The organism is Leucobacter sp. VD1, from assembly GCF_037150695.1.
Lineage (GTDB): Bacteria > Actinomycetota > Actinomycetes > Actinomycetales > Microbacteriaceae > Leucobacter.
This window is the reverse complement of sequence record NZ_JBBCPO010000001.1, coordinates 757,499-777,893: the sequence shown is the minus strand read 5'-3', so window position 1 is coordinate 777,893 and position 20,395 is coordinate 757,499. Positions and strand designations below refer to the sequence as shown.

At 65.7% G+C, this 20,395-nt stretch carries 19 protein-coding genes; 1 reads left to right on the top strand and 18 read right to left on the bottom strand.

Translation table 11 applies throughout. The features are described from left to right. Positions 1 to 28 precede the first annotated feature (28 nt). The 6 genes from secF to leuA all read right to left on the bottom strand — a co-directional run bounded on the left by secF (position 29) and on the right by leuA (position 7,010). Complete coding sequence (gene secF, locus WFL22_RS03630; RefSeq protein WP_336991513.1) at positions 29 to 1,060, bottom strand: protein translocase subunit SecF; 1,032 nt, start codon at positions 1,058 to 1,060, stop codon at positions 29 to 31. A gap of 2 nt (positions 1,061 to 1,062) precedes the next feature. After that, positions 1,063 to 2,856, bottom strand: a complete 1,794-nt coding sequence (secD, locus tag WFL22_RS03625) for a protein translocase subunit SecD (protein ID WP_336991511.1) — start codon at positions 2,854 to 2,856, stop codon at positions 1,063 to 1,065. Between the two features lie 65 nt (positions 2,857 to 2,921). Continuing rightward, positions 2,922 to 3,389 (bottom strand): preprotein translocase subunit YajC, encoded by a 468-nt coding sequence (gene yajC / locus WFL22_RS03620; RefSeq protein WP_336991510.1) that lies wholly within the window; start codon positions 3,387 to 3,389, stop codon positions 2,922 to 2,924. Between the two features lie 122 nt (positions 3,390 to 3,511). Continuing rightward, positions 3,512 to 4,528 carry a Holliday junction branch migration DNA helicase RuvB gene (ruvB, locus tag WFL22_RS03615; RefSeq protein WP_336991509.1) on the bottom strand — a complete coding sequence of 339 codons (1,017 nt, stop codon included), beginning with the start codon at positions 4,526 to 4,528 and terminating at the stop codon, positions 3,512 to 3,514. Continuing rightward, positions 4,525 to 5,148 (bottom strand): Holliday junction branch migration protein RuvA, encoded by a 624-nt coding sequence (gene ruvA, locus WFL22_RS03610; RefSeq protein WP_336991508.1) that lies wholly within the window; start codon positions 5,146 to 5,148, stop codon positions 4,525 to 4,527. The genes ruvB and ruvA overlap by 4 nt, the downstream gene beginning before the upstream one ends. A 92-nt stretch (positions 5,149 to 5,240) precedes the next feature. Continuing rightward, on the bottom strand, positions 5,241 to 7,010 hold the full coding sequence (leuA, locus tag WFL22_RS03605) for a 2-isopropylmalate synthase (RefSeq protein WP_336991506.1): 1,770 nt from the start codon (positions 7,008 to 7,010) through the stop codon (positions 5,241 to 5,243). Positions 7,011 to 7,186: 176 nt separating this feature from the next. Between leuA and WFL22_RS03600 the strand changes: the two genes are divergently transcribed. Beyond that, a complete protein-coding gene (locus tag WFL22_RS03600; RefSeq protein WP_336991503.1) occupies positions 7,187 to 8,992 on the top strand; it encodes a DUF2207 domain-containing protein in 1,806 nt (601 codons plus the stop codon). An 85-nt stretch (positions 8,993 to 9,077) separates the two neighbouring features. Here the strand turns inward: WFL22_RS03600 and WFL22_RS03595 are convergent, their stop codons facing one another. From WFL22_RS03595 to lepA, 12 genes are all read right to left on the bottom strand, one after another. Next, positions 9,078 to 9,464 carry a DUF5684 domain-containing protein gene (locus tag WFL22_RS03595; RefSeq protein WP_336651096.1) on the bottom strand — a complete coding sequence of 129 codons (387 nt, stop codon included), beginning with the start codon at positions 9,462 to 9,464 and terminating at the stop codon, positions 9,078 to 9,080. Positions 9,465 to 9,488: 24 nt separating this feature from the next. Next, complete coding sequence (era, locus tag WFL22_RS03590; protein ID WP_336991502.1) at positions 9,489 to 10,460, bottom strand: GTPase Era; 972 nt, start codon at positions 10,458 to 10,460, stop codon at positions 9,489 to 9,491. Then, on the bottom strand, positions 10,457 to 11,353 hold the full coding sequence (locus WFL22_RS03585; RefSeq protein ID WP_336991501.1) for a hemolysin family protein: 897 nt from the start codon (positions 11,351 to 11,353) through the stop codon (positions 10,457 to 10,459). Before WFL22_RS03585 ends, era begins: the two co-directional genes overlap by 4 nt. After that, positions 11,350 to 11,814 (bottom strand): rRNA maturation RNase YbeY, encoded by a 465-nt coding sequence (gene ybeY / locus WFL22_RS03580; RefSeq protein WP_336991500.1) that lies wholly within the window; start codon positions 11,812 to 11,814, stop codon positions 11,350 to 11,352. Before ybeY ends, WFL22_RS03585 begins: the two co-directional genes overlap by 4 nt. Continuing rightward, positions 11,811 to 12,833, bottom strand: a complete 1,023-nt coding sequence (locus WFL22_RS03575; protein ID WP_442918952.1) for a PhoH family protein — start codon at positions 12,831 to 12,833, stop codon at positions 11,811 to 11,813. The genes ybeY and WFL22_RS03575 overlap by 4 nt, the downstream gene beginning before the upstream one ends. A gap of 11 nt (positions 12,834 to 12,844) precedes the next feature. Then, positions 12,845 to 13,195 carry a histidine triad nucleotide-binding protein gene (locus tag WFL22_RS03570; protein ID WP_336991499.1) on the bottom strand — a complete coding sequence of 117 codons (351 nt, stop codon included), beginning with the start codon at positions 13,193 to 13,195 and terminating at the stop codon, positions 12,845 to 12,847. A gap of 30 nt (positions 13,196 to 13,225) precedes the next feature. Then, on the bottom strand, positions 13,226 to 14,002 hold the full coding sequence (locus WFL22_RS03565; RefSeq protein WP_336991498.1) for a 16S rRNA (uracil(1498)-N(3))-methyltransferase: 777 nt from the start codon (positions 14,000 to 14,002) through the stop codon (positions 13,226 to 13,228). Between the two features lie 6 nt (positions 14,003 to 14,008). Beyond that, complete coding sequence (gene dnaJ / locus WFL22_RS03560; protein WP_336991497.1) at positions 14,009 to 15,106, bottom strand: molecular chaperone DnaJ; 1,098 nt, start codon at positions 15,104 to 15,106, stop codon at positions 14,009 to 14,011. Positions 15,107 to 15,175: 69 nt separating this feature from the next. Next, on the bottom strand, positions 15,176 to 16,213 hold the full coding sequence (hrcA, locus tag WFL22_RS03555) for a heat-inducible transcriptional repressor HrcA (protein ID WP_336991797.1): 1,038 nt from the start codon (positions 16,211 to 16,213) through the stop codon (positions 15,176 to 15,178). 126 nt (positions 16,214 to 16,339) lie between these two features. Continuing rightward, entirely contained in the window at positions 16,340 to 17,578 is a 1,239-nt protein-coding gene (gene hemW, locus WFL22_RS03550) for a radical SAM family heme chaperone HemW (RefSeq protein ID WP_336991496.1), read from the bottom strand. Beyond that, a complete protein-coding gene (locus tag WFL22_RS03545) occupies positions 17,559 to 18,323 on the bottom strand; it encodes a DUF1990 family protein (RefSeq protein WP_336991494.1) in 765 nt (254 codons plus the stop codon). The genes hemW and WFL22_RS03545 overlap by 20 nt, the downstream gene beginning before the upstream one ends. A gap of 10 nt (positions 18,324 to 18,333) precedes the next feature. Beyond that, positions 18,334 to 20,187 carry a translation elongation factor 4 gene (gene lepA, locus WFL22_RS03540; protein WP_336991493.1) on the bottom strand — a complete coding sequence of 618 codons (1,854 nt, stop codon included), beginning with the start codon at positions 20,185 to 20,187 and terminating at the stop codon, positions 18,334 to 18,336. Between the last annotated feature and the right edge of the window lie 208 nt (positions 20,188 to 20,395).

Here is a 20,395-nt window from a genome sequence, read left to right as displayed (position 1 = left end):
CACGAGAGGTCATTCCCACGAACCGGCGCTAAGCGCTGATCGCGGCCCCGTTCTGCTCCTCGGCGTCGCTCGACTGAGCCTTTCGCGCACGCAGCACCTTCTCGTCGTGACGCTTGATCGCGGGCTCGTTCTCGCGCAGATGCGCATAGGCCGGCGCAGCGATGAAGATCGTCGAGTATGCGCCCACCAGAATGCCGATGAACAGTGCCAGTGAGATGTCGCGGAGCGTTCCTGCACCGAGCACGAAAGCACCGATGAAGAGAATCGAAGCGACCGGCAGCAGGGCGACGACCGAGGTATTGATCGAACGCACGAGCGTCTGGTTGACACCCAGGTTGACCGACTCAGCAAAGGTGCGACGGTCGTTCAGCTCGCCCCCTGAGGTGTTTTCGCGAATCTTGTCGAACACCACCACGGTGTCGTAGAGGGAGTAGCCGAGGATCGTGAGGAAGCCGATCATCGCAGCCGGCGTGATCTCAAATCCCGAGATGCCGTAGATGCCCGCAGTGATGACGAGGTCGTGCAGCAGCGCGATGATGGCCGCCAGCGACATCTTCCAGGTGCGGAAGTAGATCGCCATCACCAGCGCAGCGAAGAGCAGGAACACCACCAGGGCGATGACCGCCTGCTTGGTGATGTCCTGGCCCCAGGCCGGGCCGATGTACGAGTAGGTGACCTCATCTTCGCTGACGCTGTAAGCCTTGGCGAGGGCGGCGTTCACGGCCCGGTTCTCGGACTCGTCAAGCGCCTCGGTCTGCACACGGATATCGGTGGGGCCGAGCTGGGTGACGCGAGGGGCCGCAGCAGGCAGCACCTCGGCCACTGCGGATTCAGCAAGCGCGGGGTCACGGTCACCGCCTTCGGCGAGGTGCACCTGGAACTGGCTGCCGCCAGTGAACTCGATGCCGAAGGTGAAACCGCCGCGCGCGAGCGGGCCGAGCACCGAGAGCACAATCAGCACGAGGGAGACCAGGTACCAGACCTTGCGCTTGCCGACGAAGTTGATCGACTTCTCGCCGGTGTAGAGAGCGTTGCCGAATTCGGCGAATGAGCGAGCCATGCTTAGCTCTCCTTTCCGGTGTTGGCGGATTCGAGCGAGATGCCCTGTTCCGCCGCCTTACGCTCGGCGATGGTCTGCCGGCGTTCTGCTTCCTTCTGGCTGCGGGCGTTCTTCTTGCCCGCACCCTTCGTAGCGACGACGGGCTCGCGGAACTGCGCGCGCCCGCGGTAGACGGCGCCCAGACGCTTCGGATCGAGACCCGAGGCCGGGTGGCCCGAGCGGTAGAAGCGGGTGCGGGCCAGCAGCACCATCATCGGGTGCGTGAAGAGTGCCACCACGAGCACATCGACGAGCGTGGTGAGGCCCAGCGTGAACGCGAAGCCCTTCACGTTGCCGACGGCGAGAATGAAAAGGATCACCGCGGCAAGGAAGTTCACGCCGTCAGAGGCGAGCACCGTGCGGAAGGCGCGCTTCCAGCCGTGCTCGACAGCGCTCTCGATGCTGAAGCCGTCACGCAGTGCGTCGCGGATGCGCTCGAAGTAGACGATGAACGAGTCGGCGGTGAAGCCCACCGCCACGATGATGCCGGCCACGCCCGCGAGCGACAGACGGTAACCTTGTCGCCACGAGAAGAACGTGAGCAGCAGGTATGTCAGAATCGCGGCGACGCCCAGAGAGGCGATCGTCAGCGAACCGAGAGCTCGGTACTGGAAGATCGAGTAGACCACCACGAGCAGCAGACCGATCAGGCCCGCGAGCAGGCCAGCCTGCAGCTGGTTCGTGCCGAGTGTCGCGGAGATGTCCTCCTGGCTCTGCACGGTGAAGTCCATCGGCAGTGCACCGAACTTGAGCTGATCGGCGAGCGCCTTCGCGGACTCCTGGGTGAAGCTGCCGCTGATCGAGGGGCGGCCGTCGAGGATTTGCCCGTTCATGGTGGGAGCCGAGAGCACGCTGCCGTCGAGCACGAAGGCGAAGCGGTTCTGCGGTTCTGCGGCACCGAAGAGCCTGGTGCTGATCTTGCCGAAGGTGTCGGCGCCCTTACGGTTCATGGTGATCTGCACGACCCACTCACCGGTGCTGGCGCCGGTGCTGGTGGTGCCCATCTGAGCGACGGCATTGGTGATGACGTCACCGCTCAGCTCGACCGGGCCGAGGATGAACTTCTCCATGCCGGCGTCGTCGCAGGTGATGAGGGGGCGATCCGCTGCAGCATCGCGCGTATCGAGCGCAGCCTCCGAATCGCAGCTGAACGCATCAAACTGCTGCTGCAGAGCGGGGGTGATCCAGGCCAGGTCGCCGGCCTCGGTGGGCAGCGGATCAGGGTCGACAGGCCCCGCGGCTGCGTCCTTTGCGGCAGCGTCCTTTGCGGCGGTGTCATCCTGCGCAGCGGCAGCGGGATCGGCAGTGTCGCCCTCGGCGGTCGCCTGCTCGTTCTGCTGCTGCAGCTTTTCGAGGTCGACGCCCATACCGGTGGCGAGCACAGGGCGGAAGTCGAGCTTCGCGGAGGCTTCAATGCGCTTCAGCGTCGCTTCGTCTGCCTTGCCGGGGATGGAGACCGAGATGTGCTGGCTACCCTGCGTGGTGATCTCGGCTTCGGAGACGCCGGCCGCGTCAACGCGCTGACGGATGATCGAGACCGCCTGCTGCAGTTGCTCACCGCTCACGGCCTGACCGTCGGTCTGCTCGGCGGCAAGCAGGATCTGCGTGCCGCCCTGCAGGTCGAGAGCCAGTTTTGGCGTCCACGTCGCATCGCTGCGGAATACGCCGTAGGTGATGAGGCCCGCGAGGCCGACGATGAGGACCAGAAGGAATACGAGGGAGCGACGAGCCCTCCGCACCGCAGGTGTGGACGCCAAGACTGACTGCTTTCTGTCTGAGTGAAGTGGTTCTTGCCGCGGTCCCCTCCCACGGCGGTGGCCGATCAGGCCTTGGGCGTCTGCCCGTCGGTCTGATCGTCGGCGTCGGGGCGCTCGCTTGCTTCGCCGGTGGCCTCGGGAGCCTCAGTGGTCTCATCAGCTGCGGGGGTTGCGTCGCTGGGCGCGCCCTTAGCGAGACGTTCACCGAACTCGGGATCATCGTCAGGTGCGAAGGATGCGGTCGCCTGAACGGCATCGTCGGCGCCTTCGACAGGGGTGACGATCTGCGAAATCGCGTTGCGGTGCACCACGAAGGTGGAGCTGCCGCTGCGCACGGTGGCGCGGTTTTCGTTCTCGTCGATGGACTCGATGGTGCCGAAGATGCCCGACTGCAGCATCACCTCAGCGCCGGGCCGGAGGCCGTTCTGGAGTTCCTGCATCGCCTGCTGACGCTTCTTGCCGTTGCGGAACATGAAGAAGATCAGAACGGCGATGAGGCCGAACATGATGAGGCTGATCGGGTCGAGAGTCACGAGGATCCTTTCGGTGGGCGGTCCCGAAATGTGGAGCCGCGAGGCACAGATTTCATTAGCTTAGCGTGCTCCGGCTGCAAACCCCGACCGTTCCAAGGCACTGTTCAGCAGCGCCGCACCGCTCAGATCAGCGTGGGTGTGCCCGCCGCTGCGGGCGGTACGACGCCGACATGCTCCCAGCCGAGCCGGGTCGCCACTCGGCCGCGCGGGGTGCGGGTCAGCAGCCCGGTGCGCACGAGGAAGGGCTCAACGACAGCCTCGATCGTCTCGGCTTCCTCCCCCACTGATACCGCAAGTGTCGAGAGACCGACGGGGCCGCCGGCGAAACGTTCGACAACCGCGCGCAGCACCTCCCTATCGAGCCGGTCGAGCCCGTGCTGGTCGACGTCGTACAGTGCGAGGGCGGCCTGCACGCTCTCAGTATCGCCGGGTGTCTCGTGCACGAGGCTATAGTCGCGCACGCGCCGCAGCAGCCTGTTCGCAATACGAGGCGTACCCCGCGACCGTCGGGCGATCTCCTCGATGCCCTGCTCCGAGAGGCCGAAGTCGAGCAGCCCGGCAGCGCGACGCACCACGCTCGCCAGCTCATCATCCGAGTAGAACTCGAGATGTGCAGTGAACCCGAAGCGATCGCGCAGCGGGTTCGGCAGCAACCCCGCCCGCGTGGTCGCACCGACAAGAGTGAAGGGAGCGAGCTCCAGTGGCACGGAGGTGGCTCCGGCACCTTTGCCCACCATGATGTCGACTTTGAAGTCTTCCATCGCGAGATAGAGCATTTCTTCAGCACTGCGGGCCATACGGTGAATTTCATCGACGAACAGCACCTCACCGGGGGTGAGCGCTGAGAGCACTGCCGCGAGATCGCCGGCGTGCTGGATCGCCGGGCCCGAGGTCTGGTGCAGCGGCTTGCCGAGTTCGGCGGCCACGATCATCGACAGCGTGGTCTTACCCAGGCCGGGAGGCCCCGCCAGCAAGATGTGATCGGGCGTGTGCCGCCGCATCGTGGCGGCGTCGAGCAGCAAACCGAGCTGACGACGCACCTTCGACTGCCCGACGAACTCGGACAGCGTCGAGGGGCGCAGCGCACCCTCGTAGCCCTGCTCCGACGGCGATGCCTGCGGTGACAGCTCCCCCGTCATCGGCGTGCTCCGCTGCGCGCGGCCTGCAGCAGCGCAAGCGCTGCACGCAAGAGACCTGCGTGATCGTCTGGGGCTCCGGCGTCGCGAGCGTCCTGCACGGCCTGGCGAGCATCGGCATCAGACCACCCCAGCCCCACGAGACCTTCTCCAACGGCTTCTGCGACGAGCTGCGCGGCGTCACCTGCTCCTCCAGCGGGAGCACTGTCGTCGGCGAATCCGAGTTCCGGGAGCTTACCGGCGAGCGACACCACGATGAGCTTCGCTGTTTTGGGGCCGATGCCCGAGACCTTGCGGAACGGCTTTTCGTCTTCGGCGGCCACCGCACGGGCCACCTCTGCCGGGCTCAGGGCCGAAAGCACCCCGAGCGCGCTGCGAGGCCCCACTCCGGACACCGCGATGAGGTGACCGAACACCTCGAGTTCGTCTTGCGTGGCGAAGCCGAAGAGCGTCAGGGAATCTTCACGTACCACCAGAGAGGTGTGCAGGAAGACCTCATCGCCGACGACAGCCTGGGACGCTCTGCCACTGGGCACTTCGACGCGCATACCGATCCCGCCAACACCCACGACGACCCAAGCGGCACCGGATGCGAGCACGGGCCCGCCTATCGAAGCAATCACATCCCCAGCCTAGGGTGCGCCTCCGACAGACGGGCCCGCGCCACACCGATTATTCGAATATATCTACGAACGGCGTGCTCGGGGCAGTTGCGTTAGGCGTTCGCCCCGACAACCTGCACCTGCTCGTGCGATGCGCGCACCGCACGGTTCACGGCCGACACGATTGCTTTGAGAGTGGCCCTGGTGGTGTCGGGGTCGATGCCGACACCCCACAGCCGCTGCCCGTCGACCTCGAGGTCGACGTAGGCCGCCGCCACGGCGTCGCCACCCGAGCTCATGGCGTGCTCGACGTAGTCGAACAGGGTGACGTCGTGGCCGTTCTGGTTGATGCCCGAGATGAAGGCATCGACAGGCCCGTTGCCGCGCGCGGTGAGCTGGTGCTCCCCCTCGCCGTCGCGGTAGTCGACGGTGAGCTCGGTGACACCGTCGCCCGCGCTGGTCGAGGCCGTGCGGAACAGCTCGTAGCGGCCCCAGCGATCGAAGGAGGAATCGGTGGTGGGGAGGTATTCGTCCTGGAAGATGCGCCAGATCTCATCGCTGGAGACCTCGCCACCCTCGCTATCGGTGAGGCCTTGCACCACGGCACTGAACTCGATCTGCAGACGACGCGGCAGGTCGAGACTGTGGTCAGTCTTCAGCAGGTAGGCGACGCCACCCTTGCCCGACTGCGAGTTGACCCTGATGACCGCCTCGTAGGAACGGCCGAGATCCTTCGGATCGACGGGCAGGTAGGGCACAGCCCACTCGATGTCGTCGACGGTGACGCCCGCTTCTTCGGCGTCGCGCGCCATGCGCTCGAAGCCCTTCTTGATGGCGTCCTGGTGCGAACCCGAGAAGGCCGTGTAGACGAGGTCGCCGGCCCAAGGGCTGCGCTCGGGCACCCGCAGCTGGTTGCAGTACTCGGCGGTGCGGCGCACCTCGTCGAGACGGGAGAAGTCGATCTGCGGATCGATGCCCTGCGTGAACAGGTTGATGCCCAGCGCGACGAGGTCGACGTTGCCGGTGCGCTCGCCGTTGCCGAAGAGGCACCCCTCGATGCGGTCGGCCCCGGCCAGGTAGCCGAGTTCTGCGGCGGCGACGGCGGTGCCGCGGTCGTTGTGGGGGTGCAGCGAGATGATGACGTTCTCGCGGTGGTTGAGGTGTCGCCCCATCCACTCGATGGAATCGGCGTAGACGTTGGGGGTCGCCATCTCGACGGTGGCCGGCAGGTTGATGATCACCTTGCGCTCGGGGGTGGGCTCGAAGATCTCGAGCACCTCGTTGCAGACCTCGACGGCGTACTCGAGCTCAGTGCCGGTGTACGACTCGGGCGAGTATTCGTAGTAGATGTCGGTGTCGGCGCAGATCGCCTCGCTCTCACGACAGAGCTTCGCGCCGTCGGTGGCGATCTTCTTGATGCCTTCACGATCCGAGCGGAAGACCACGTCGCGCTGCAGGATGCTCGTGGAGTTGTACAGGTGCACGATGGCCTGCTTGGCGCCAATGAGCGACTCATAGGTGCGCTTAATGAGGTGCTCGCGCGCCTGGGTGAGCACCTGGATGGTCACGTCGTCGGGGATCGCATCGTCTTCGATGAGCTGACGCACGAAGTCAAAATCGGTCTGGCTTGCCGAGGGGAAGCCGACCTCGATCTCTTTGTAGCCCATCTTGACGAGCAGATCGAACATGATGCGCTTGCGCTCAGGGCTCATGGGATCGATGAGGGCCTGATTGCCGTCGCGCAGATCGACCGCGCACCAGCGGGGGGCCTCGGTGATGCGCTTCGTGGGCCAGGTGCGATCGGGCAGATCCACGTTGATGATCTCGTGGAACGGGCGGTAGCGGTGCACCGGCATACCTGAGGGCTTCTGCGTGTTCTTCATGGGCTCGTACTTTCTCGTCTCAATATCTCTTGCTCAGCCAAACACGAACACCGCGACGAGGGAGGCCTGGGGTTAGGACTCGTCGCGGCAGCTAAGGAGAAGCGAGCCGAACAGCATGCAGCAACTATAGCACCGCCTGGTGACACTCGCGGCGGCGCAGCCATAGGGTGGATCGTATGAGGACGATGCGGAGAACGCTGCTCGGGATCGCTGTCGCACTGCTTGGGATCGGCGCGGCGGTGGCCACTGCGCCGACCCCGGCCGCGCACGCCGGCACGGAGGATTTCAGCTACGACAGCTGGCAGGTCGAGTATGAGGTCGACACCGACGAGGACGGGCGCGCCCTCGCGCACGTCACCGAGACGCTGACCGCCCGCTTCCCCGACTTCGATCAGAATCGCGGTCTCGTGCGCGGGCTGCCGATCGACTATCAGGGGGCGTCTACCGATCCGCGTGACTTCTCGGTCTCCGACGCGGCTGGCAAGCCGGTGCCCTTCGAGATCGAGTACGACAACGGCTTCGTCGCGGTGCTCACGGGCGATGATCGGTACCTGCGCGGTGTGCACAGCTTCGTGATCGAGTACACGCTGAGCGATGTGGTGCTTGCCCGTGATGACGGCAAAGCCGACGAGTTCTACTGGGATCTCACCGATTTCGAGCACCAGCAGCCCATTGATGACTTCTCTGCGCGAATCACGTTCTCACCCGGACTCGCCGAGCGATTGAACGGCGAAGCCCGCTGCTACTTCGGAGCACCGAACTCCACGCAGGAGTGCACCATTACCGAGTCCGGGAGCACCTTCGCAGTCTCTGGCATCGCGTTGGGCCCCGAGGAGGGTGCCACGGTCGCTATCGGGCTCGCGCCTGGGAGCGTGGTGCAGCCGCCCGCGCGCCTGCCGAACTTCGCCCTCGACACGCTACCCCTCGCGGGTGCAGCAGCGGCGCTCGGTGTCGGAGCCGCCGGCCTGATCCCGGTGCTCGCCCTGCGACGGCGCAGCCGTACTGCGCGCGGAGTGATTGTGGCGCAGTACGATGTGCCGCCCTCGCTGCCGCCGCTTCTGGCCGCCCCGATCGTCGGGAGCACCTCGAATCCCACCTCAGCACAGCTGGTGCACCTCGCAGTGAACGGCACCCTCCGCATCGAAGACGGCGTTCCCGAGCAGGGTCTGTTCGGGCCGAAGCAGGCGCAGCCGGTACTGCGCCTGCTCGATCCCGAGCGCGTCGGCGATCCGCTCGACAGTGATACCGTGCGGCGGGTGTTCCCGCATGCGGCACCGGGCGAGGCATTCACGATCCCCAAGCAGAGCGAATCGTTCGCCTCGAAGATGAGCAAGCTGCAGTCGAAGGGAGCCGAGCAGGCTCGCGAACGCGGCTACTTCCGGCGTGCGCACAGCCCTGCAGCGCGCGTGCTCGGCATCGCCGGCATCGTGCTCTCGCTGGGCGTGCTTGTACTATCGCTGATCGCGGTTGTCCAGCGCGACAGCGCGGCCGGCGTTGTCGGCCTCGTGGCTGCCGCAGCAGGCGTGGTGCTCTCGATCATTGCGATTTGCCCGCACCGGGTGCACACCCCTGTGGGAGCCGAAACCCGGGAATACCTCAAGGGAGTGCGCGAATTCATCAGGGTTGCCGAAGCAGATCGCATCCAGATGCTGCAGTCGTACACGGGAGCCGAGCGGTTGCAGGACGGATCCGTCAACGTGATCCACATCTACGAACGACTGCTGCCCTACGCAATGCTCTTCGGGCTCGAAAAGCAGTGGACTCGCGCACTCGCCGTGCGATACGAGCAGAGCCCCGGCTACGTGCCGTACTGGTATCCGGCCGTTGCCGTTCACGGACTCGGCGCCTTCGACAGCACCATCTCGCGATTCACCAGCTCCCTGAACTCGTCGGTGAGCTACACCTCCAGCAGCTCAGGAGGTTCGAGCGGCGGCGGCTTCAGCGGCGGCGGCGGGGGCGGCGGCTTCAGCGGCGGCCGCTGAGCACCGGCACCACAAAGCAGGGATGGCCCGGATTCACCGGGCCACCCCTGACGGCGGGCCGAGTTGCCTCGGCACGGAATGTCGATCAGACGCGACGCTCGCTGTACTGGGCGCTGCCGAAGCCGATGATGAGGTAGCCGATCACGGAGAACAGCCACAACAGGAAGAACGAGAATGCTCCGCCCTTGCCGAAGCGCTCACCGAGACGGATCGCCACGAAGATGCCGAACACGATGTTGACGATCGGAATGAAGTAGAGCAGCGCCGCCCACGCCGAGTAGCCCGCCACCTTGACGAGGAAGAACACGTTGACGATGGGGATGAGCGCGAGGATCCCGGGGTACCCGGCCTTCGAGAACACCCGCCACAGGGCAATCGCGACGACAACATACCAGGCGATGGCGAACACACCGTACTCGGCTGAGAGCGCGGTGATCTGAGCTTGATCGGTGATTGATTCAGTGAGCTGCATACTGCAGACAATACTGGATTCCGGTCAGAATCCGAGCCTTCCGAGCGCTTTCGGATCCCGCTGCCACTCCTTGAGCACCTTCACACGCAGCGACAGATAGACCCGCTGCCCGAGCAACGCCTCGATCTCGCGCCGAGCGCGCTCCCCAACATCGCGCAGCCGCGATCCGCCCTTGCCGATCACGATGCCCTTTTGGCTGTCGCGCTCGACATAGATGGAAGCGTAGATTTCAAGCAGGTCCGGCGCCCCGTCAACGCCCTCGCGCAGTTCGCGGTCGTCGACAGTCGCGGCCAGCGAGTGCGGCAGCTCCTCGCGCGCGCCCTCAAGCGCGGCCTCGCGAATCAGCTCCGCAATGCGGTCGTCTTCGCCTTCATCTGTGGTGGTCTCGTCCTCGTACAGCGGGGGCGAGGTCGGCATCAGTCCAAGCAGCACATCGCTCAGCACATCGAGCTGCTCCCGAGTCACCGACGAGATCGGAATGACGGCATCCCACTCCCGCAGCGAGCCGAGGCGCGTGAGCTGATCAATGATCTCGCCCTTCGAAGCCTCGTCGACCTTGGTGAGGATCGCCACCTTCTTTGCACGCGGGAAATCGTCAAGGCGTTCGTTGATGAAGCGATCGCCAGGCCCCAGCTTCTCATTCGCCGGCACGCAGAACCCGATCACATCAACATCGCCGAGGGTGGCTTCGACAAGCGCATTCAAGCGCTCACCCAGCAGGGTGCGGGGCCGGTGAATGCCCGGTGTGTCGACGATGATGAGCTGGCCGTCGGGCCGGTGCACAATACCGCGGATCGCGCGGCGCGTGGTCTGCGGCTTCGGGCTCGTAATCGCGATCTTCTCGCCCACGAGGGCGTTGGTGAGCGTCGACTTGCCAACGTTCGGTCGCCCCACGAACGACACGAAGCCCGCACGGAAGTCGGGGGTCACCCCCGGAACAGCCGCCTCGGCCCCACCGGAGCTCTGCTCGGCACCGCCGCTGCGCTGCTCACTCATTCGTCTTCCTCTTCCTCTTCTGGCCCGACCCAGCGGGCCACGACGGTCAGCAGTCGCTGACGCTTTCGCTCAGTGTCGGCGGCGGTGAGCTCGACGCCCTCCACGGTCACCGTGTCGCCGGTCTCGGGCAGACGGCCCAGATGCTTCGCGACAAGCCCGCCTACGGTGTCGACGTCGTCATCGTCGAGTTCGATGCCGAACAGTTCGCCCAGGTCATCGATCGAGAGCCTCGCGTTCACGAGGTATGAGCCATCTCCCCGCTCGGCTACCTCCGGCACTTCACGATCGTGCTCGTCTGCGATATCGCCGAGCAGTTCTTCAATGAGATCTTCGAGGGTCACGAGGCCCGAGATGCCACCGTACTCGTCGACCACGAGCGCCAGGTGATTCGACTCGCGCTGCATCTGCCGCAGCAGCTTGTCGGCCGGCTGCAGCTCCGGCACGAACATCGCCGGCTTCATAATTCGGGTGACCGATTCGGTTTCGGCTTCCTCGGGACGGCGCAGCACGAAGCCGCTCGCGTCACGCAGATAGGCAACACCGGCGACATCGTCAGGGCCGCCTGTGACCACAGGCATGCGCGAATGGCGCGAGGTCAGCAGCGATTCAAGCGCCTCTCGCACGCTCTGCGTCGCATCAATCGTGCTCATATCGGTGCGGGGCACCATCAGCTCGCGCACAATGGTGTCGCCGAATTCCAGGACCGAGTGGATCACATCGCGGTCGTCGTCATCGAGCAGGTCTTGATCCGCCGCCTGATCGACAATCGACAGCAGCTGCTCCTCATCACGCACGCGACCGCGGCCGAGCGCCACAATCGCGCCGATGCGCTTCGCCGTTGCCGACAGCCGGCGCGGCAGCGGAACAGAACCTGTCGGAGGATCAACGCTCACTTGCGACCCCGTTCACGCATCGCAAACGAGAGCAGCAGATCCCGCTGCAGACCGAACATCTCAGCCTCCTCATCAGGAACAGCATGATCAAAGCCCAGCAGGTGCAGCATGCCGTGGGTGAGCAGCACCGCCATCTCCTGCTGCAGATCGTGGCCCGCGGCCTCGGCCTGCACCTCGGCAACCTGCGGGCAGATCACCACATCGCCCAGCAGACCCGCCGGGGTGCGGGCATCAATACGACCGGGGCGCAGCTCGTCCATGGGGAAGCTCAGCACATCAGTAGCCCCGGGCTCGTCCATCCACTGCACGTGCAGGCGCTCGATCGCGGACTCATCGACCATCATCACTCCGAGCTCGGTGTCGGGGTGCACGTGCAGAGATTCGAGCACGAACGCCGCAAGCCGCTGCAGACTGGACTCCTCGACTTCGACGCCCGACTCGTTGTTGATCTCGACGCTCACTGGGCGTCTCCCTTCTGCTGCTTCTGGTCGTAGGCGGAGTATGCGTCGACAATGCGACTTACGAGGTTGTGGCGCACGATGTCGTCCGAGCCGAGCTCTGCGAAGTGGATGTCGTCGACGCCACGCAGGATGCGGTTCACCACACGCAGGCCACTCGCGGCGATCGGCAAATCGATCTGGGTGATGTCGCCCGTCACCACCATCTTCGAGCCGTAGCCAAGCCTGGTGAGGAACATCTTCATCTGCTCGGGAGTGGTGTTCTGCGCCTCGTCGAGGATCACGAAAGATTCGTTGAGGGTGCGCCCACGCATATAGGCGAGCGGTGCCACCTCGATCGTTCCGCTCGCGAGCAACTTGGGCACCACATCGGGATCCATCATCGATCCGACGGCATCGAACAGGGGGCGCAGGTAGGGGTCGATCTTGTCTTCGAGGCTGCCAGGCAGATAGCCCAGGCGCTCGCCGGCTTCGACCGCAGGTCGCGTCAGGATGATCTTCGCGACCTCGCGCCGCTGCAGCGCCTGCACAGCCTTCGCCATCGCGAGGTAGGTTTTGCCGGTGCCTGCGGGGCCGATGCCGAACACGATCGTATGCTCGTCGATGGCGTCGACGTAGGCGCGCTGCCCCCGAGTCTGCGGGCGCACGGAGTGACCCCGCACCGAGAGGATGGGTTCGCTGAGCACCTGCGCCGCGGTGGGCCCGTTGCCCTCGTGCACCATTCGGGTGACCTCTTTCACATCGTGACGAGAGACCGCGCCGCTGAGCTTCGCGATCTGCAGGATTTCATGCACCACCTGTTCGGCGGCGCGCACCTCAGGAGCAGGCCCGCGCATCGTCAGCACCTGGTCGCGGGCGTGGAAGGTGACGCGCGGGTGCTGCGATTCGAGGTCGGCGATGAGCTGATCTCGGTGCCCGAGAAAGGACGCCAGGTCGACGCCGGCCAACAGCACCGTGCGCTGCAGCTCAGCTTCGGAGCCCTGCTGAGGGGCGTCGCCGCCTTGCGCGTCAGTCTGATTCACGGGCTCCCTCTCTAGGATCCAACGAGCGAGCGCTCCTCGAGTTCACCGGCGAGCACGTGCGCGTGCACATGGAACACGGTCTGACCTGCGCTCGCACCATTGTTGAAGATGATGCGAAACTCGCCATTCGCTCGTTCATCGGCGAGCCGCTTCGCGACAGCGATCATTTCGGCGAGCAGTTCGGGATCGCCTGCAGCAAGCTCGGCCACATTCTCGTACTGCGTGGTCTTGGGGATCACCAGAATATGCACCGGCGCCTGGGGCGCGATGTCGGGGAACGCGATGACGCGTTCGGTCTCCGCGAGAATCTCGACGGGGATCTCGCCCGAGACGATCTTGCCGAAAATGGTGTCCTGTGCCATGGATGAAGTCTATCGCCGTGCCGCGCAGTCCTACCAGCGACCGAGCGCGGCGCCGAGCACTGCGAGCGCGGCCGGCCCTGCAGAGGAGGTGCGCAGCACGGTGCTCCCGAGCACCAGCACCGATGCGCCCGCGGCTTCGAGTGCGTCGAGCTCAGCGTCGGCAAAGCCGCCCTCGGGACCGACGACGAGCACAATCTGTTCGGCTGCGCGAGCTTCGCTTTGACCGGCCCACTCCACGAGGCGGTTTCCGCTGCGGGGGTGCAGTGCCACAAGCTCAACACCGGGCTGGCCTGCGAGACGGCAGAGATCGTCGGTGGTCACCACCTCGCCGATCTGTGGCACCCTCGCACGGAGCGACTGCTTCGAGGCCTCGCGGGCGATCCGGGCCCACTTCGCAATACCCTTCGCTGCTTTGTCAGATGCGGATCCGGTGCCGCCGGCATCCCAGCGCGACACCGAGCGCGCAGCCTGCCAGGGCACGATGGCATCGACGCCGAACTCGGTGGCCTGCTCAACGGCCCGCTCATCTCGGTCGCCCTTCGCGAGCGCCTGCACAAGCACGAGCCGCTGGCCGGGCTCAGGCACCGTCTCGACGTGCTCGATGCGCACCGCGAAGCGATCCTTCGCCACCTCTTCAGCAACCCCCTCGCCGAGCGAGCCTGCGCCGTCACCCACGAGAATCCGCTCCCCCTGGCGCAGTCGGCTCACCCGCACCGCGTGGCGCGCTTCGTCACCGGTCACCTCGACGATCGCGCCCGGAGCGATCGCCCCGGCTGCGAGATCTTCGCGGTAGTAGAGGTTGGCCATTGTGGGCTAGCCCTGCCTGAAGAAGCGGTCGCGCAGCTTGCCGAAGAATCCCTGCTGGAACTCACCGAGATGCGGCGGCTCGTCGCCGCGCAGCGAGGCGAGCTGACGCACGAGATCCTGCTCGCGCTTCGAAAGCTTCGTGGGGGTGTTCACCTGCACCGCGATCTTCAGATCACCGCGGGTGGTGCTGCGCAAGCCCTGAATGCCGCGGCCGCGAACCGTGAGCACATCGCCCGACTGCGTGCCTGCGGCCAACTCGATCTCGACCTCACCATCAAGCGCCTGCAGCTTCGCCGCGGCACCGAGCACCGCGTCAGTCATCGACACCTGCATCGTGCAGAGCAGATCGTTGCCATCGCGGCTGAACACGTCGTGATGCATCACCCGGAACTCGATGAACAGGTCACCGTTGGGGCCGCCGCCGGGGCCGACCTCGCCGCCGCCGCGCATCTGCAGGCGCGTGCCCGTGTCGATGCCGGAGGGGATATCGACGGGGATCGTGCGACGCTCGCGCACCCGCCCCTTGCCTGCGCACTCCACGCACGGGTGCTCGATGACGGTGCCGTAGCCGTGGCAGCTGCCGCAGGGATGCATGGTGACGACGTTGCCGAACAGCGAGCGCACCTGCCGCTGCACCTGCCCCTGACCGCCGCACACATCACAAGTGACGGGCTGCGTGCCGGGCTGGCAGCAGCTGCCTTGACACACGCCACAGAGCACCGCGGTGTTCACGGTGATGTCGCGCTGCACACCGAAGATCACGTCTTCGAGAGAGACATCGACGCGGATCATGGCGTCGTCACCACGCTCGGTGCGCGAACGCGGGCCGCGCTGACCGCCGCCGAAGCCACCGCCGAAGAACGTCTCGAAGATATCGCCGAAGCCTGCCGCTCCGCCCTGGCCGCCGCCCATGTCGTAGCGCTGACGTTGCTCCGGGTCGCTCAGCACGTCGTAGGCGTGGGTGACGCTCTTGAAGCGCTCCGAGGCTTCTTCGCTCGGGTTGACATCGGGGTGCAGCTCGCGCGCGAGCCGGCGGTAGGCCTTCTTGATCTCTTCGGGCGTCGCCTCGCGCGACACGCCGAGGGTCTCGTAGTGGTCGGCCACGTTGTGCTCCTCAGGGGTGTTGTTCAATGAAACGGATAACCGGGCTGCGGGGCGGGACGCCCCGAGGTGCTACTGCTCCTCGCCCAGGAAGCGGTTGAGATAGCGTGCCACGGCACGCACGGCGGCGATGTTGCCGGCATAGTCCATGCGCACGGGCCCGAGCACGCCGAGCCGCGAGACCGAGTCGGCCTCCTGCTCGTAGCTGGAAGCGATCACCGAGGTCGCAGAGAGCCCGTAGGGGGCGTTCTCGCGGCCGATCGATGCGGCGACGTCGCGGCCATCACGGGCGAGTTCACCGAACAGTCGCAGCAGCACCACCTGCTCTTCGATGGCTTCAAGCACGGCCGGCAGTGAACCTGCAAACTCGCTCGGCCGTGACAGGTTCGCGGCACCCGCGACGGCAATGCGCTCACTGCGGTTGGCCTGCAGCTGGCTCAACACAACCGAAAGCACTCGACGCACCAGTTCGGCCTCAGCGGGCTGCGCCCAACTTTCGACGCCCTCGATCAGGCCCGTCACCGCTGCAACCGCCGTTTCGACGTCGGACCCCACAGCGGCCTCGGCGATCCGCTGCCTGAGCCCGTGCACCCACGCCTCGGTCACCTGCGAAGCCGGCAGCCACGCCACCTGCTGCTCGACGACGCCGCTGCCGAGAATGAGCACGCACAGCACCCGATCCTCGCCGATGGCCACAAGGTCGATGTGGCGCACCACCGTGCGCCGCAGCGACGGGTACTGGGCGACGGCCACCTGGTTGGTGAGCTGCGCGAGCAGCCGCACGGTGCGGGCCATCACATCATCAAGGTCGCTCGACTCCCCCAGAAAGCGTTCGATCGCGGATCGCTGCGCCGCACTGACGGGGCGGATCTTCGCGAGCGTGTCGACGTAGAGCCGGTAGCCCTTGTCGGTGGGCACACGACCGGAGGAGGTGTGGGGCTGTGCGATCAGCTCGTCTTCTTCGAGCAGCGCCATGTCGTTGCGAATCGTGGCGGCGGACACGCCGAAACTGTGCCTGTCCACAATCGCACGGGAGCCGACGGGCTCATTCGAGGAGACGTAGTCGCTCACGATCGCGTGCAGCACCGCCAGGCTGCGCTCCGACACCATGTCACGCCCCTCCTTCTTGGCACTCACCAACTCAGAGTGCCAAGTCTATCGCAGGCCCCTCTGCGCTGTCGGCAGCGAATCACGCCGTCGGCGAAACCCGGAGCCGGAAACAGCCGGGGCCATCCGTCAGCCAAGCAGACGATGCACCACGGTGTCTGCGAGCAGACGGCCACGCAGCGTCGGCACCACGCGCGCGATCCGTCCCGGCCCCGCAATCGCAGCCCTGCCGTCGATGAGACCGTCAGCGATGAGCTGCGGGATCGCACGGCGTTCCGCAGGCTTCAACACCTCGACGGGCAGACCGTCGGCGATCCGCGTCTCCAGCAGCACGCGCTCCTCGCGGCGCGCATCCTCGCTCAGCGTCTCGCGAGCGTGCGCCGGGGACACCCCCGCTGCAATGCGCTGCGCATAGGCGCCGGGATGCTTCACGTTCCACCAGCGCACCCCGCCGATGTGACTGTGAGCGCCGGGGCCCGCAGCCCACCAATCCTCGCCAGTCCAATACGAGAGATTGTGCCGCGAGCGGGTCTGCGGCGTGCGCGACCAGTTGCTGATCTCGTACCAGGAAAACCCCGCGGCCGCGAAACGAGCTTCGGCGAGCTCATACATCTCAGCGTGCAGATCCTCGTCGGGTGCCGGCACCTCGCCGCGCTTAATCTGCGCCGCGAGCTTCGTACCGGGCTCCACGATCAGGGCGTACGCCGAAATGTGATCGGGCTCGGTCGCGAGCGCGGCATCGATCGAGCGCTCCCAATCGGCGAGCGACTCCCCCGGCGTGCCGTAGATCAGGTCGACGCTCATCTGCAGGCCCGCCTCGCGCGCCCACCGCGTCACGAGCGGAATGCGCTCGGGGGTATGCGTGCGGTCGAGCGTGGCAAGCACATGCGGCACCGCCGACTGCATGCCGAAGCTGACGCGAGTGAACCCGGCCTCCGCGAGCGTCGCGAGATAGGCCGCATCGACCGAGTCAGGGTTCGCCTCGGTGGTCACCTCAGCTCCGGATTCGAGGCCCCACTCGTCGCGGATCCTGCCGAGCATCGCCGCGAGATCACTCGCGGGCAGCAAAGTGGGCGTGCCACCCCCGAAGAACACCGTCGACACCCGGCGCTCGGGTAGCCCCGCTCGCCGCAGCACCTCAGCACCGAAGCTCAGCTCATGCTGCACCTGCGCAGCGTAGTCATCGCGGCGGGTGCCGCCGAGTTCCGTGGCGGTGTAGGTGTTGAAGTCGCAGTAGCCACAGCGCACCCGACAGTAGGGCACATGCACGTAGACACCGAAGCGGCGCTCTGCTGCACCATCGGCGACACCGAAAGGCAACGAACCGTCAGCCGGAGCGGGATCGCCCTCAGGCAGAATGCTCGGCATCGTCACCCGCATCCGCGCCGTCGTGGCCCGCGGCCTCGGATGCGGCTTCGGGATTGGATTCAGCTTCGATGCTCTTCGGAGCGTTCGGATCAACGACGGGCACCGCACCCGGTGCGAGCGCCGCGAGCTGCGCCCTCACTGCCTCGACAGCGACGCGCAGATCAGCGCGAGCTTTCAAGCCCAGCAGACCGCTCTTCGGTGCCGCGAGGAAGCCGCGCGCAACAGCCCACACCGTGTCATCTTCGCGATGCTCCACAAGAAACAGCTGCTCGCCAACGGCACCGGCCTCATCGCAAGTGCCCCACGCGAATCCCGAGCTCCGCTCCTCATCCACCGTGTAGACGATCAGCACACTGCGGGGATCCTGCCCAGGCGCGTGCAGCACAGCGGTGGTGCCGGCCACCAAATATGCCTCGCCGTCAGGACCGAACTGCTCTTCGATCTCGCCCGCGGCCTGCGGCGTGCCGGCGTCGTCAAAACTCACACCGGCGTAGCGCTCACCAGAGCCACGCACCACATCGGCGACGGCGACACCGCTGCCGCGCTGCGCACCCCAGGTCATCAGCAGGCTCGATGCCAGCAGAAAACGCTCCTGCCCACTGCCCAAGCGCAGCGACTCCTCATAGGGAGTCGTGCCCTCCGGCGGAAAGCGCAGCAAATCTGGGGCCTTCGAAGCGCCCACCGCCGCGTAGGCGACAGGCATCTCGACGTGGCTGCTGCGCCGTGCGGGCTGCTCGTTGCTCATCGTCAGACCCCTACTTCTTCGCGGTTTCCTTGCCGTCGACGTCGCCCGAGAGGGCGGCGATGAAGGCTTCCTGCGGCACCTCGACGCGGCCCACCATCTTCATGCGCTTCTTGCCCTCTTTCTGCTTTTCGAGCAGCTTGCGCTTACGGCTGATATCGCCGCCGTAGCACTTGGCGAGCACATCCTTGCGGATCGCGCGGATCGTTTCGCGGGCGATGACGCGCGCGCCGATGGCGGCCTGAATCGGCACCTCGAACTGCTGACGCGGGATCAACTTGCGCAAGCGCTCGGCCATCATCGTGCCGTAGTGGTAAGCGTTGTCGCGGTGCACAATCGCGCTGAAAGCGTCAACTTTGTCGCCCTGCAGCAGAATGTCGACCTTCACCAGATCGGCCTCCTGCTCACCCATCGGCTCGTAGTCGAGGCTCGCGTACCCCTGGGTGCGGCTCTTCAAGTGGTCGAAGAAGTCGAACACGATCTCTCCGAGCGGCATGCTGTAGCGCAGCTCCACGCGCTCGCCGAGATATTCCATGCCCAGCAGGCTGCCGCGGCGGCTCTGGCAGAGCTCCATGATCGCGCCCACGTAGTCTTTCGGAGCGAGAATCGCGGTCTTCACGACGGGCTCACGCACGCTCGCGATCTTGCCGTCGGGGTACTCGGAGGGGTTGGTGACCGTGACCTCTTTGCCGTCGTCGGTGGTGACCTGGTAGATCACGCTCGGCGCGGTCGCAATGAGATCGAGATCAAACTCGCGGCGCAGGCGCTCCGAAATGATCTCCAGATGCAGCAGCCCCAGGAAGCCGCAGCGGAAGCCGAAGCCGAGCGCCACCGAGGTCTCAGGCTCGTACTGCAGCGCCGCATCCGACAGCTTCAGCTTGTCGAGAGCCTCGCGCAGAATCGGGTAGTCACTGCCGTCAAGCGGGTACAGGCCCGAGAACACCATCGGCTTCGGATCGGTGTAGCCAGGCAGCGGATCCTGCGCCGACTTCAGCTTCGTGGTGACGGTGTCACCCACCTTCGACTGGCGCACATCCTTCACACCGGTGATGAGGTAGCCCACCTCACCGACCGCGAGCCCCTTCGTCGGGGTGGGGCCGGGAGCCGAAACGCCGATCTCAAGCGCCTCGTGCTCGGCCTTTGTCGACATCATCAGGATCTTCTCGCGCGGCGTGAGCCGCCCATCGATCATGCGCACATAGGTGACGACGCCGCGGTAGGGATCGTAGACCGAATCGAAGATCATGGCACGGGCAGGAGCATCGATCGCACCCACCGGCGCAGGAATGCGCTCGACCACACGATCGAGCAGTTCTTCGACCCCGGCACCGGTCTTGCCTGACACCTTCAGAATGTCTGCGGGGTCGCCGCCGATGAGATCCGCGATCTCACGCGCCACCCGCTCAGGATCAGCAGCGGGAAGATCGATCTTGTTGAGCACCGGGATGATCTCAAGGTCGTTCTCCATCGCCAGATAGAGATTGGCGAGCGTCTGCGCCTCAATACCCTGGGCGGCATCGACGAGCAGGATCGCTCCCTCGCAGGCGGCAAGCGAACGCGACACCTCATAGCTGAAGTCGACGTGCCCGGGGGTGTCGATCATATTGAGAGCGAAGTCGGCACCACCCAGCGACCAGTGCATGCGCACGGCCTGCGACTTGATCGTGATACCGCGCTCGCGCTCGATATCCATGTTGTCGAGGTACTGCGCACGCATATCGCGATCCGAGACGGTGCCTGTGATCTGCAGCATTCGATCGGCGAGCGTCGACTTGCCATGGTCGATATGCGCGATGATGCAGAAATTGCGGATCTGCGCGGGGTCGGTCGACGCCGGCACTGGGGGGTTCACACTGCGAGGAGACATTGCCCGCCATTATCCCACAGCACAGCCCCTCCCTCCGCCGCGCATCCGCGCGATGCCCGCACTGCAAGGATTCCGCACGGGCCGCCGACACAACCGTATGGAAACCGTAAGGATTCTCTCGCCGCCCCTCACGCAGCGCTTCGATAAGAGTGTGCAACGAACATCGACGACCTCGTCACTCGAGCGGCTCCCGGTCGACGCGCCCTCA

Excerpts from the sequence above, each read along its gene's own strand:
- secF (WP_336991513.1), bottom strand. The coding sequence starts at position 1,060 with ATGGCTCGCTCATTCGCCGAATTCGGCAACGCTCTCTACACCGGCGAG.
- ruvB (WP_336991509.1), bottom strand. The coding sequence starts at position 4,528 with ATGACGGGGGAGCTGTCACCGCAGGCATCGCCGTCGGAGCAGGGCTAC.
- leuA (WP_336991506.1), bottom strand. The coding sequence starts at position 7,010 with ATGAAGAACACGCAGAAGCCCTCAGGTATGCCGGTGCACCGCTACCGC.
- WFL22_RS03600 (WP_336991503.1), top strand. The coding sequence starts at position 7,187 with ATGAGGACGATGCGGAGAACGCTGCTCGGGATCGCTGTCGCACTGCTT.
- WFL22_RS03595 (WP_336651096.1), bottom strand. The coding sequence starts at position 9,464 with ATGCAGCTCACTGAATCAATCACCGATCAAGCTCAGATCACCGCGCTC.
- era (WP_336991502.1), bottom strand. The coding sequence starts at position 10,460 with ATGAGTGAGCAGCGCAGCGGCGGTGCCGAGCAGAGCTCCGGTGGGGCC.
- WFL22_RS03570 (WP_336991499.1), bottom strand. The coding sequence starts at position 13,195 with ATGGCACAGGACACCATTTTCGGCAAGATCGTCTCGGGCGAGATCCCC.
- WFL22_RS03565 (WP_336991498.1), bottom strand. The coding sequence starts at position 14,002 with ATGGCCAACCTCTACTACCGCGAAGATCTCGCAGCCGGGGCGATCGCT.
- hrcA (WP_336991797.1), bottom strand. The coding sequence starts at position 16,213 with ATGGTGTCGGAGCGCAGCCTGGCGGTGCTGCACGCGATCGTGAGCGAC.
- hemW (WP_336991496.1), bottom strand. The coding sequence starts at position 17,578 with ATGCCGAGCATTCTGCCTGAGGGCGATCCCGCTCCGGCTGACGGTTCG.
- WFL22_RS03545 (WP_336991494.1), bottom strand. The coding sequence starts at position 18,323 with ATGAGCAACGAGCAGCCCGCACGGCGCAGCAGCCACGTCGAGATGCCT.
- lepA (WP_336991493.1), bottom strand. The coding sequence starts at position 20,187 with ATGTCTCCTCGCAGTGTGAACCCCCCAGTGCCGGCGTCGACCGACCCC.